Genomic DNA, 11,465 nt, shown 5'->3' with positions numbered 1-11,465 from the left:
CAGGGCATCGGCAAAGTTGCTCGATGTCCGGTTCGTGATCATGTGAGTCCGAGGAGGGCGAGCGGTCGGCGGGCGTCGCGGGCGTTGTGCCGCAGAGCGGAAGCGATGTTGGTTTTGCCGGCCACGCGGAGGGCGCCGATGGCGAGGTTGCGCCAGGTCGCCATGGCGCGGGGTGCGGTGCCTGTCCGCAGCTGGGAGGCGTCTTCGGCGAAGGTCACATCGCGGATGTGGTGGAGTGACTCGATCTTCCAGTGATCGCGGATGAGCGCCGCGAGCTGGGCCGGGGTGACCTGCTCCGCAGTCAGGTCGGTGACGGCGTAGACGGTCTTGATGCTGACCTTGCCGGTCTTCCGGTCGACCCGGCGACGCTTGAGCTGCACGGCCTGACGCGCCCCGGGGAAGAGCAGGTTGTTCACGGTGCATACCTTGATCAGGCGGATCTCATGGCGGCCGTGGCCGGTGCCGCGGGTGCGGCCCTGCAACGGGATCCGCTTCCAGGGAAGGGACTTCAGCTGGGCGCGGAGCTTCTTCTGGTTCCCCTTGACGATCACGATGTAGTGCGCGCCCCGGCCGAGTAGGTATTCGGCGTGCTCGCGCTGGGTGTGCATCGCATCGCTGGTCACGACGACGCCCGCCAGGTCGGCGACGGCCGTCAGCAGCGGCTGGAAGCAGGTGATTTCGTTGGTCTTCTCACCCACGTCGAGCTGTGCCAGGACCAGGCCGGTGGTGTGCTCACAGGCGGCGAGCAGGTGGATCTTGCGTCCGGTCGCCCTGGCGGCGCCGCGCAGGCTCTTGCCGTCGACCGCCAGTCCGCGCAGCCGGCCCTCGGTACTGCCGCGCCGGTCGGCCAGCCAGCGGCCCACCGACTGGTCCAGCGCGTCGCCGTCGATGCGGCCCAGCAGCCGCCGCACCGTTGTTTCCGCAGGCAGACACCGCTTCGGGCATAGCGGATCGGGTCGTACGCCAAGGTGTTCCAGGAGATACGGCGGGGCATCAGCGATCCACTCGCCGACCGCGAGCAGGGAGGTCGCTCCGGCCAGCACCGCGCACGCGGTCAGCGCGAGCACGACGACCAGAGCGTGCCGCACGCCGCGCGGATCTCGCGGATCGGGCACCTCGCTCAGCCGCTCCAGCAGGCCCGGGATCTCCTCGGGCACGGCCCCGGGATGACGGCGGAGTTGGTCAAAGGCAGGCGGGATCGGGGATGATGCGTCGGCAGGCACGGTCTTCCACTTGGATCACGGGGCGTCGAGAACTCCATGATCTTGGAAGCCGTGCCTGTCACGTTCCCGGAACCCCACCGAGCCAGCAGATCATCACGAACCGGACGTCAAGCAACTACGCCGGAGCCCTGCAAGGTGAAGCCCTCCGCTACTACTCGAAAAAAGGTCTACGAGCGCCGAGATGCCGTCGTGAAGGTCATCAAAGCGGCGTTTCCCCCAGGACATGACATCAGCTACCAGTCGCACAAGATCATTGGATCACTCGGGCGCAACACGGCTGCCAATCCGGTGGACGACATCGACCTTCTGGTGCACCTGTTCATCGACGAAGATTTGTGGAATCGCAGATACCGGGATGACTCCTCCGAGTTCCTGTACAGGGTGCGGAAGGTCCTCAACGAGAAGTCACCCGTACGCAAGATTGGTTCTCGTGGCCAAGCCGTGCGCTTCTTCTACGCAGATGGCCTGAGCGTCGACGTGGCACCAGTCGAGAAGTACGAGGGTGGGGACTACGCCATCCCTGATGGTGCAGGTAAGTGGCTACGGACCAACCCAGGCAAGCACGAGGCGCACCTCAACGAGCGCAATGGCGCCGTAGAAGGCGACCTGAAGAAGATTATTCGGTTCGCTAAGAAGTGGAACAAGGCACACAGCTCGAACCTCAGCTCGTTCCACCTTGAGATGCTTGTTGCGCGTACGTTCACGGTGCTCGGCAACGACTCCCGTGAAGCGTTGCAATATTTCTTCCACCACAACAGGAACAACCTGTCGGTTCAGGACCCGGCCGGACACAGCGGAGACCTATCGCGGTACCTCACGCTCGGCGCACATGTGGCGCTCAACTTCGCTTTCAATGCCGCCCTCTCACGCGCCACGGCAGCCAACGAGGCCGAGGAACGAGGCGACCATCGTGAAGCTATCCGTCTGTGGCGGATCATTTTGGGTGATGACTTTCCGATGTACGGGTAGTCACATGACAGCCCATTCTCGTTCACTTGGTGATTGTAAAGAACGCCGTAGCGCTAACTGCCGAATGGTCTTTGATGCTGGTTACTACGACCGACAGTTTTCCGTTTGCGCAACAGACTTCTCCGGGAACCTGAATAAATGCGCTCACATCACCCTTGCTGTCTGCTTTCCAGACCTTCTCAGACCCGTATGGTCCATCGAATTTCTTGAGATATCCCCCGTCGCGTAGCTCGACCTTTACTCTCTCGTTCGGAGTAAATCCTGTCGCAGCCACGTCGATGGTGGTATCCCCCACCGGCCCCGAATCAGGCTTGATCTTCACCGTCTGACCCTCTGAGCCGCTACCTTCAGCGCGGAATTGTCCTGTACCAAATGGACGGTCGTCAGGAAGCGTGACCCCTTGCTGCGGCTTAGTCATCCACAATTCAAAGCGAAGGCCGCCATCGCTTTTCTTGAAGATGCGCAGTTCGTCTTCTGTAAAGCACGCAGTCGTACCACGCCGCACTTCGAGTAGTCGTAGCTCATCGCCAGGCGACTTTTCTAGGAGCAGGTCATTCGCGCATTCGAATGGAGTCCCGCTTGGAAGCGTCCCGGCGTAGTTCGATACACCTACTTTTCCTTGTAGGTTCTTTCCATCCACATCCTCGGCAATGCTCACCGAGACGTTATAGTCCTTGATTCCATCTTGCACGACTGTGCCTACAAGCTTCTTTCCCTCAAGCTCGACGAGGAGGTCATTAGAGAACGGACTAGCGCTGGTCGATGGTGTCGGATTTGGCTCAGGCGGCTCCTGGGAGTTGTCGCAGGCTTTCAGAAGACCAGCCGAAAGGCCAATTAAGGCCGCCAGAATGGCACCTCCGCCTACAAGCTGTCCATTACGAACAGTCGCTTTCGCAACCTGATCAGGTTGCTCCTTGCTATGTGACCCCGACCGCCGGTCTTTCATCCCGGCAGGTTTACCAGAGGCCCTCTTCTTCATCTTTTTGAATCGAGCAGGATATTCCTTCCGGGCGACCGCCAAGATCTCCTCTCTGCCGTTTTCCATGATTCCGTTGATCAGTTTCGAGTTGACGTCGAACCAGAAAGAGTGAGCATCCCTCGCGACGGGGATACGAACAGCGGGAAAATTAGCTCTCTTTAGAAGACGCGCTGCATCCACAACGTCGTCATAGCACTCGCTCAAGAGCTCAAGCTCGTCATCCTTGAAGCCGTTCATTACCCATCCAGAGTCGCCTACAAACGAGGGTGTCCAACTCAGTCCAGACGGTCAGATAGTACACAGCCCCGGAGCTTGTTGCTCCGGGGCTAGGAAAGAGTGTGACTGTGCTGTTACTTCTGGTCGGTGCCGATCGCGACAGCGACTGCGAGCGCCATCACTCCTACACCTAGGAGTGCCAACACGGCAGCCACTGGCGACGGCTCGACGCTTGTCGCCGTAAAGGCGACTCCTACGCCTCCACACAGCCCTGCAATGAGGCTCAGAATTACTTGACCCTTCACAACGTTCCCCTTCAACAAGGAACACCAAAGCCGTGGTGCGGCGGGTTCAACCTGTTGCAGGCGAACGGTGTGACGCGAATAGCATTCGCCTATATAATTTATCTCATGTTTCATAACTTGCGTCAATGACTTCGCACTTACTGGCTGGTTGCTAAGAAGCGACGATAACGAGGGCAAGCCCCAAGGAAATGCCTGACGCTAAAACCAGATCTTCGATCAGTCGAGGAGTGATCGGAGTAGACCGCACTCGCCTCACCGTAACATTCGTGCTGCCTCGGTTTGCTCGCTTTTCGGAACCCCAAAGAAGTTGTGGAAGCAGTGGTTTTCGCGCTCGTCGCGCCATGACGTAATCCTCGTTTATCTCTTCTTCCATTATCCTCCATTGACCTCTGTTGATCAATACTCTCCACCCCTGTTAGCGCCGTACTATCGACAACACCTCATAGACGCATCAGCTCGGGAATCAGCTCGGCGAAGAGGAAGACTCGCATCATCTCCTGTTGTTCCTCAGGGAGCCGCCGGAAGATCCGAGTGAGCTCATTCTTCCGTACCTGTTGCCGTACCACGAAGACCACGTACGGGAAGTAGTCGGCGGTACTGCTCTCGACCGCCTGCCAATATCCCTCGACCTTTTCGCGTATGCGGGCGGGCTGTTCCGTCCCTAGGTCAATTTCAAGGTAGTAACTGCTACTCCGGCCCTGGTGCGGGAAGTCGACCGCCGCGAACAGGTCCGCTCGTACGGCCGGAGGAACGGGGAGTTCCACCGCCCACTCTTTGAAGGACAGAACGCCTGCTTTCTCAGCGTGCCGTAGCTCAAGGTACGTATCGGCAATCATGAGGGCGTGGTTGTTGACGTTCGACATCAAGCGACCGTCGACGTCCAGGAGGAGACGCCCGGCGCGGCCGAGCTGGTACACGTACGCCCCCGCCCCGCCCTTGTCTCCACTCGCGCGACGGCCAACCCGAGAGAGATACCCGAGCCGCACCAGCCGCCCGAGCACCTTATCCGGCACCGAATGAGATCGGTCGGCAAATAGCAGCTCGGTCAGGTGGGTTGAGGCGAGCTGGGAGAAGGTGTGGGTGAGCGTGAGTACGTCGTAGTCGCGTCCTGTGAGTTCCACGTCCGTCCTCCGTCCGGATAGACTCCGGTGTCCTCGCTGGTCAGAGCCGCTTTCGGTGCAGGGGGAGACCTATGGTTGACCTACCCCTGGCCTACAGGGTTCGCCTACGCCAGATCTTTTATGAGGAGCACTTACGCTCCGTCAGTACATGAGTTGACTGCCTGCCGGAGCGGAAAGTCACCGATCTTAGACCGTGCAGCCTTCGAGAGTTTTCCAGCTAGTGGAAGGGAGTGTCGTTCTGTTCTGCACGAACGAACCCGACTGGTGATCGGTGTTGTAATTCGTCTTCCAGTAGCCATTGCGGCGATATCCGCGCTCCGAGATGGTCCACACCATTCTCTTGGCGTCATAGAGTGAAATTTGCAATGCCGCATCGTTGCTGCTACTGATGAACCCAATCCCGCCGCCAGGAAGCGGCGGGAGCTTAGGCTCAGCAGCTTTGAGGTTGGCGTCCGTGATTTCCCAGCGCATGCACGCTTCCAGTGTCTTGAGGACAACGTAGCGATATTGGTTCTGCGAGTAGGAGAGGCGAACGACAACATCCCGGATAGGTGCATCGCTCGGGTTGGTTACGAAAATTCCTTTCCCGCTGTTCTCAACCGAATAGGTGATCTGCTTGATCTGAGCTTCACGAGTGTCCTTGGCTCGCAGTTCGTCGGTGTCATCCTTCGCCTGGCACGACACAACCAGACTGGCGATAGAGACGACCACGGCGACTCCAGCGGATATGGCGCTCGTCCAAGCCGCTTTCACTTCGCTACCCACGGTTCCCCCCAGAACTAAGCTCCCGCCCGGTCGGCGGGGTGATGGTTGCCATCATGTTCGCCGGAGCTTCATGTGATCACTCCTGGAGCTTTGATCCGTTGCTGTCTAGTGACACAACCGCCTGACAGGAAGTCATCTGTCGAATGGTCGTTCGGCTGTAGATCGTGGCTGGGTGGCAACTCCTGGGGTGGCCTACGTCTCTAGCCCTTCCATCCGTTCGCGCCAGGCTTCGGCGGTACGCGCTGACGCGTCGAGCTGGTGCTTCATCGCGGCAGCCCACACATTGGTTTCGTGCTCGACCATTCCTTCAAGGAGCGGGTCGTCTCCGTGACGCCGACCAAGCCGCTCCGCAACCGCCTCGATGTCGCTGAGGACATCCCCGAGGTATTCAATGCTCCGGGTGACGTAGGCCAGTTCCGACAGCAGGTTCTGTACGCTACGCATCGCTTGAACTCCTCGGTCCACCAAAGCGCGGTCGCCTCGTAGAAGCTGCCGGGGCCGGCCGCTGTCCGCGGCGCTGCTTAATCTCCGCCTCCACCGCAGCGACCGGCCGCCCGTAGTTCTGGCGCGACAACCGCCGCACCTCATCCGCGAGGTCGGTCGGTTCAACGGGCGGGAGGGTGACGCCCGTCACCGGTGTACTCACTCCGCCCGGCGTGGCAATGCGCATCAAGACCTCGAAGCGCGCGAGACTCATGAAGTCGTCTTCCGTCACGCTGCGCCCGAACTGCCGGGCAAAGCTGCGTGCTTCATCCGTCGAAGTCTGGAACACCACGGTGCTCCTCGCGTTGGCTTGGGTCGCATCCTGGAGTTCTCGGGTGAGCTGTCCGAGGAACTGGTGTGCCACGGTCATAGCGAGACCGAGCGAACGGGCCTGGGCGAACATGTCCCCGGCCGGAATGGGCAAGTTGATCAGGTCCTGGAACTCATCGAGGTAGAGCATGGTAGGTCGAGCCGGGTTCGCCGCTCCGGCCTGTACAGCGCTCCACACCGAGTTGAGCAACAGTGAACCGAGGAGTCCCGCCGTGTCCTTCCCTTCTGTGGCTCGGCCGAGGTTGACGAGCAGTACCTTCCCCTGCCGGATGAGGTCGCCGAGATCTATCGTGCTGGTCGACTGCCCGATGATGTTCCGCAGTGACGGCCTGGACGAGAGCTGCCACACCCGATCAAGCAGCGGCTTGAAGTACGCGTTCCTCTGTGGCCGGCCGAGGCTCGTAATCTCCGACCACCACCCAGCCAACTCGTCGATGTGTGAGACGCCCCGTACCAACCGACGTGAGAACTCCTCTTGGTCCGGCCTCGGGACGGCGAGGGGCTGGATTTCCGCGAATGTCATCTGCCCCTGCGCCTCGCGGCTAAGCATGAGCGTCAGGATCAGGTGGTAGAAACCAGCTCGCACCCGCACCCCTCGGGCATCCTGCGGATATAGGTGGTCGAAGAGCCGCTGGATATCGGCGGCCACCACGTAGGGCGAGCCCTGGAGGAGATTCCATCCCACCGGGTACGCCGTATCGCTCACGTCCAGGAGGACGACGTCATGCAGTCGGTGTTCTGGCACTCGGTCGAGGACCGCGTTATAGAGGTCTCCTTTACTCTCGATGAGCACCACGCCGCGCCCGGCCTGCATGTCCTGGTATATGAGATTTGTGAGTAGTGCCGTCTTACCGCTGCCGGTCGGTCCGACGACTTGGAGGTGCCAGGTCGACTCACTCGGCGACAGGGCCAAGAGTCGTTCGTTTCCAGGGAAGTTGGAACGGGCAAGCACGCGGCCGGTACGACAAATGGCGCCGGTCGCTGCCAGCTGGCGCGTGCGGGAACGAGGAAGTCCGGCAACATGCGGCGACCCGATCGGCCAGGCCATGAGTCCGGCCAGTTCCGAGGCGGCCAAGACCGCTGGGAATACCGTCGGTGCCGCCGCCTCCTGGACACGCCGCACCACGCGGTTCGTGGTGGCGAGCCGTTTCCTGAACGCGTTACTCGCCCCGCCCACGCTGGCGAGGCTTGACCGTACGCGCGAGACGAGCTGACGACTGCGCTCCGTACTGCCTGCCTTCACGGCCACGCGGAGGACGGCAAGGAAGTTGGGTTCAGCGAGCTTGGCCCGGCGCTCCTTGAGGTGGTCGCGGTCGACTTCCCCACCGAGCAACCTCCCGAAGACTCCTCCGTCCTCGGTGGCTTCGCGCAGGACGGGGGGACGTTCCCGCATGGCCGGAGAGACGACCCACTGGAGAAGCAGGGCTTCACCCCGACCGAGGCCCTGCATGGTGGTGAGCATGCTCGCCGACAGCGCCTCGGCGTTCACGACACCGGCGCTGCGGCGTGAGTCGGCCTGTCCTAGGGGCTGTCTGCAGTTGTGATCAATCGACTTTCAGGAGGCTGCTGATCCAGATGGTCGCTGCGCGGAGATGGAGTCCGGCGAGGTAGCTTTCGGGCGTCTTGTCGTAGCGGGTCGCGATGCCTCGCCAGTCCTTCAGCCGGTTGATGGCCCGCTCAACCGTGTTGCGATCGCGGTAGAGATCGGCGTTGCAGGTGACCGGCCTGCCGCCCTGACTACCTTTCTTCCTGCGATTGGCTGCCTGGTCCTTCTTCTCCGGGATGACCGCCTTGATACGGCGTTTGCGCAGGTGGGCACGGTTGGCGCGGGAGGAATAGGCCTTATCGCCGGCCACGGCGGCGGGCCGGGTACGGGGACGGCCGATGGGCAGGCGGACCCGTACCTTGCTCAGGACCGGGATGAACTGGGGGCTGTCGGCGGCCTGCCCGGCGGTCAGAAGGAGCGCCATCGGCCGGCAACGCCGGTCGGCAGCCAGATGGATTTTGCTGGTCAGCCCACCGCGCGACCGTCCGAGCAGAGCGGCCTTCAGCCGGGCCCGCCGTCGTAAGCGGATGCGTCGGCGTTCGGCACGGACCGGATCGATTTCGCCGTCCTGTCCGCCTTGTTCCTCGCAAGCTCCCCCTTTTGCGAGGCCGCCTCTTCGAGCGCGGCCAGGGTCTCTTCGCTGACCCGCATGCCGGCCGCGTCGTGATGAGCCCGCGCGGTGGTGGAATCCACGCTGACCAGCGACATGTCGATCTCGTCCCTGCGGGCGGCCTCGGCGATCGCCTCGTCCATCAGGGTCTGGAAGACGCCCGCGTCCCGCCATCGCATGAAGCGGTTGTAGACGGTCTGCCAGGCGCCGAACCGCTCCGGCATCTCCCGCCACTGGCTGCCGGTGCGGAACCGCCAGATCACCCCCTCGAACTGATCCCGCAGCCGCTCGGGGTACGGGCCGAATCTGCCGACCGGCAGGAACGGCCCGATGAACTCCCACTCTTCGTCGGTGAGTTGCGTACGCGTCACACCACAGTCCTACCGGATCGGCAGGCACCACCGAGCTTGATCACAACTGAAGACAGTCCCTAGCTCGACCGCGGCCGTCCATGCGCGGGGCGGTTCTTCCCCGCCCGCCGGCTCGGTCGTAGAGCCGGGAATGAGGGAGCGCAGTTGTGGGATGAGGTAGTCGGCATGTTCCTGGGGGACATGGCAGCGGTACGAGATGCCCGCCTCCTCGGCGCATACCTCCAGCACGATGGACGGCACGCCCAAAAGGCGCCGTGGCCCCGTCCGAAGAGTGCCGCTGACCGCACGCAGCCAGGTGGTCACGTGGTCGGCGGTGAGGTCCGAGGGGAACGTTAGCCGGTAGGTCTGGCGCGTCAGGGACATGCCCGTCACCACCGAGTCATGCGGTAGTAGACGAACCCCAGCACCATCACTATGGCGAGGGCACTCACCACGTACGGGATGAGCGGCTCAATGGCCAACCACAGCACGCGGATCGTGAGGGCGGCCAGCAGCAGCGTGAACAGGAAGCTCCGAGCCTTCTTCATGACAGGGCCTCTCTCCTAAGGAGCCGCCGACCACAGGACGTGGCCGGCGGCGAGGGAGAAGGAAGGGATCTGGCACCCGGCCCGCCTCCGGCATGGTCTGCCGGGCAGGGGTGACGCTGGCCAAGCCGTAGGACTCGGCTGTCTTCCCCTGGAGGTCGCACCGCCCCGGTACAGACGTTCCGGCGACGGGCCACGGGTGGTTACAGGCGCTTGTTCTTGGCGGCGTCTTCCGCGTCGAGCTTGTCGAGCACTCCGTGACAAAGGGCGCGGTCTTCGGGCGTCCAGCTTCGGAGGATCGCTTCTATCTCGCCGCTGCGCTTGGTAAGCGCCGCCTGCCCCGTCTTCTTGCCGCTGTTGGCCCAGATGAGCAGCGCGACCAGGACAACGAAGACGACACCGCCACTGCTACCAGCAGCGACCTGGCCGCTCTCGCTGAGGGCGTGAAGCATGGCCTTTCACCTCCCCTCGCGGCGGTGGTAGTCCTTGGCGACCTCGCGCATCCGGCGCATGGTGTCGTGCTTGCGCTCGCGCATGTCGATGAAGATGTCTTCCGGGGTGCGCGGCCTCGTCCTTGACCGCTGGAACTCCTTGAGGAACCGCCGGTCATACAGGTAGTCGTCTATAGAGAAGCCGATGACGCCGATGACGAGCCCGCCGAGGATGACCAAGAGCGTGATCATCAGAGACCGAGCCCGTTGCCGAAGCTGCGGACGTCATGCGCCGTCTGCCTGGAGAATTCACCGACGAGCTTGGTCAACTCCTGGGCAAGGTACGGGTCGTTGCCAGCAAGCTGACGAGCCAGGTTCACCACGTCGGTCACATCGTGCATGGCGCTCTCGGTCATCCGCAGCCTCAGCGCTGCGGTGAACTCCTGCTTCTTGGCTTCGTAGAGCAAGGCGTCGCGGTCGTGTTCAGCGCGGCGCACCAGTGCCCGTTGATCTTTGCTGAGTCGTCCTCGGCGCTCCGGCTGCTGGCCGAAGCCGCCCAGTGTCAGTTCGCTTCCCATGTGGTTGAGCCCTTCTTCCGTGTCAGGGCAGCCCTGTTGAGCGCAGCGTTGACGCTGGCCGACTGCGGCGGGTAGGTCGATACCCTTTAAACTAGGTCCCGACCTGATTCAGGTCAAGCGCTGACTCATGCTTGACATTAACTGAGCTAACATGACTCCATGGGTGGAGATGGATTGACTCCGCAGCAGCGGGGTGCCGAGACCAAACGCAGGCGCACGAGAGAGGCGATCGTGAACGGAGCGCTTGATCTATACGAGAAGCAGCAGCAAGGCGATTACACGCTGAGTGACATCGCAGAGGCTGCCGGTGTGGGCACGGCGACGATCCCGTATCACTTTCGGACCAAGTACGAGGTATTGAAGGCCGCGCACGAACGACTGCTTCAGCCAGTCGTCATGCCGATCGTGGAGGGGATGAAGGCAAAGAGCTACCAACCCGACGACCCTGTGGATGCGCTGATCCGCTACGTCTACACCGTGAGCAAGGTGTGTCAGCAGAACAGGGCTCTCACAGTAAGCATGATCCAGACGTACTTCGAGACGCCCGTTTCCTTTGACCTCGGCTTCCAGCATTCCATCAGGTACGGAAACACATGGGCATACCAAGATCAGGTACTTGGGGGCTACATCGCCCACGGCCTTGCTGGACCAATGTGGTTCGAGCCTTTCGCCGTCGACAGAGGCTTCTTGGGCATGAAGCCGCGTGCCGATGATGCAAACCTGATCGACGACGCTCGTGTCCTGCTACTGAGGCTGTATCACTTCATGGACGAGGAAGCACCTTTCCACGTAACCCGCGACGTGTGCAAGCGCATGTTGAACACGTACGCCAACGGATACGAGTTGAGCGACTTGATGGATCGACTTACCCGCATCAAAGAAGACGTTGATGCACAGCACTCCGACGGCCACTGATCCCAGTAGATCTCTCGGCCAGCCTATAGCCGGCCAAAGCCCCTGGATCGAATCCACTCACCGCGCGACAAGACGCCGCCCAGATCAAGGATCCAGGCG

At 61.8% G+C, this 11,465-nt stretch carries 12 protein-coding genes and 1 pseudogene; 2 read left to right on the top strand and 11 right to left on the bottom strand.

All coding sequences use genetic code 11. The annotated features are described in order from the left end of the window. Nucleotides 1–38: 38 nt before the first annotated feature. On the bottom strand, nt 39–1,157 hold the full coding sequence (locus ACLZN2_RS32395) for an ISAs1 family transposase (RefSeq protein ID WP_416982953.1): 1,119 nt from the start codon (nt 1,155–1,157) through the stop codon (nt 39–41). Between the two features lie 102 nt (nt 1,158–1,259). Between ACLZN2_RS32395 and ACLZN2_RS32390 the strand changes: the two genes are divergently transcribed. Beyond that, a complete protein-coding gene (locus tag ACLZN2_RS32390) occupies nt 1,260–2,192 on the top strand; it encodes an SMODS domain-containing nucleotidyltransferase (protein ID WP_416982952.1) in 933 nt (310 codons plus the stop codon). A 22-nt stretch (nt 2,193–2,214) separates the two neighbouring features. Here ACLZN2_RS32390 and ACLZN2_RS32385 read toward each other — a convergent pair whose 3' ends face one another. From ACLZN2_RS32385 to ACLZN2_RS32340, 10 genes and pseudogenes are all read right to left on the bottom strand, one after another. Next, on the bottom strand, nt 2,215–3,408 hold the full coding sequence (locus ACLZN2_RS32385; protein ID WP_416982951.1) for an effector-associated domain EAD1-containing protein: 1,194 nt from the start codon (nt 3,406–3,408) through the stop codon (nt 2,215–2,217). Nucleotides 3,409–4,132: 724 nt separating this feature from the next. Further along, a complete protein-coding gene (locus ACLZN2_RS32380) occupies nt 4,133–4,813 on the bottom strand; it encodes a replication-relaxation family protein (protein ID WP_416982950.1) in 681 nt (226 codons plus the stop codon). A 186-nt stretch (nt 4,814–4,999) separates the two neighbouring features. Next, a complete protein-coding gene (locus tag ACLZN2_RS32375) occupies nt 5,000–5,578 on the bottom strand; it encodes a hypothetical protein (protein ID WP_416982949.1) in 579 nt (192 codons plus the stop codon). A gap of 192 nt (nt 5,579–5,770) precedes the next feature. Then, nucleotides 5,771–6,022, bottom strand: a complete 252-nt coding sequence (locus tag ACLZN2_RS32370; protein ID WP_416982948.1) for a hypothetical protein — start codon at nt 6,020–6,022, stop codon at nt 5,771–5,773. Then, nucleotides 6,015–7,880, bottom strand: a complete 1,866-nt coding sequence (locus tag ACLZN2_RS32365; RefSeq protein ID WP_416982947.1) for a type IV secretory system conjugative DNA transfer family protein — start codon at nt 7,878–7,880, stop codon at nt 6,015–6,017. Before ACLZN2_RS32365 ends, ACLZN2_RS32370 begins: the two co-directional genes overlap by 8 nt. 55 nt (nt 7,881–7,935) lie before the next feature. Next, nucleotides 7,936–8,918, bottom strand: a pseudogene (locus ACLZN2_RS32360) (IS5 family transposase). Between the two features lie 368 nt (nt 8,919–9,286). Further along, nucleotides 9,287–9,445 carry a hypothetical protein gene (locus ACLZN2_RS32355; protein WP_416982946.1) on the bottom strand — a complete coding sequence of 53 codons (159 nt, stop codon included), beginning with the start codon at nt 9,443–9,445 and terminating at the stop codon, nt 9,287–9,289. Between the two features lie 200 nt (nt 9,446–9,645). Beyond that, complete coding sequence (locus ACLZN2_RS32350) at nt 9,646–9,894, bottom strand: hypothetical protein (protein WP_416982945.1); 249 nt, start codon at nt 9,892–9,894, stop codon at nt 9,646–9,648. Nucleotides 9,895–9,900: 6 nt separating this feature from the next. Next, a complete protein-coding gene (locus tag ACLZN2_RS32345) occupies nt 9,901–10,125 on the bottom strand; it encodes a hypothetical protein (protein ID WP_416982944.1) in 225 nt (74 codons plus the stop codon). Next, nucleotides 10,125–10,451, bottom strand: coding sequence for a hypothetical protein (locus tag ACLZN2_RS32340; RefSeq protein WP_416982943.1), 327 nt, complete (start codon nt 10,449–10,451; stop codon nt 10,125–10,127). Before ACLZN2_RS32340 ends, ACLZN2_RS32345 begins: the two co-directional genes overlap by 1 nt. A gap of 159 nt (nt 10,452–10,610) precedes the next feature. Between ACLZN2_RS32340 and ACLZN2_RS32335 the strand changes: the two genes are divergently transcribed. Further along, nucleotides 10,611–11,366: a TetR/AcrR family transcriptional regulator gene (locus ACLZN2_RS32335; RefSeq protein ID WP_416982942.1), complete on the top strand. Its 756-nt coding sequence runs from the start codon at nt 10,611–10,613 to the stop codon at nt 11,364–11,366. Nucleotides 11,367–11,465: the final 99 nt, after the last annotated feature.

The sequence above is a fragment of the Streptomyces sp. T028 genome (genome assembly GCF_048159505.1).
Classification (GTDB): Bacteria; Actinomycetota; Actinomycetes; order Streptomycetales; family Streptomycetaceae; genus Streptomyces.
Note: the sequence above shows the minus strand (reverse complement) of the source record. Positions and strands in the feature narration are given on the sequence as shown.

What these genes read in the sequence shown, in the direction of transcription:
- ACLZN2_RS32390 (WP_416982952.1), top strand. Translation starts at nt 1,260, where the DNA reads ATGATCTTGGAAGCCGTGCCTGTCACGTTCCCGGAACCCCACCGAGCC.
- ACLZN2_RS32385 (WP_416982951.1), bottom strand. Translation starts at nt 3,408, where the DNA reads ATGAACGGCTTCAAGGATGACGAGCTTGAGCTCTTGAGCGAGTGCTAT.
- ACLZN2_RS32370 (WP_416982948.1), bottom strand. Translation starts at nt 6,022, where the DNA reads ATGCGTAGCGTACAGAACCTGCTGTCGGAACTGGCCTACGTCACCCGG.
- ACLZN2_RS32355 (WP_416982946.1), bottom strand. Translation starts at nt 9,445, where the DNA reads ATGAAGAAGGCTCGGAGCTTCCTGTTCACGCTGCTGCTGGCCGCCCTC.
- ACLZN2_RS32350 (WP_416982945.1), bottom strand. Translation starts at nt 9,894, where the DNA reads ATGCTTCACGCCCTCAGCGAGAGCGGCCAGGTCGCTGCTGGTAGCAGT.
- ACLZN2_RS32345 (WP_416982944.1), bottom strand. Translation starts at nt 10,125, where the DNA reads ATGATCACGCTCTTGGTCATCCTCGGCGGGCTCGTCATCGGCGTCATC.
- ACLZN2_RS32340 (WP_416982943.1), bottom strand. Translation starts at nt 10,451, where the DNA reads ATGGGAAGCGAACTGACACTGGGCGGCTTCGGCCAGCAGCCGGAGCGC.
- ACLZN2_RS32335 (WP_416982942.1), top strand. Translation starts at nt 10,611, where the DNA reads ATGGGTGGAGATGGATTGACTCCGCAGCAGCGGGGTGCCGAGACCAAA.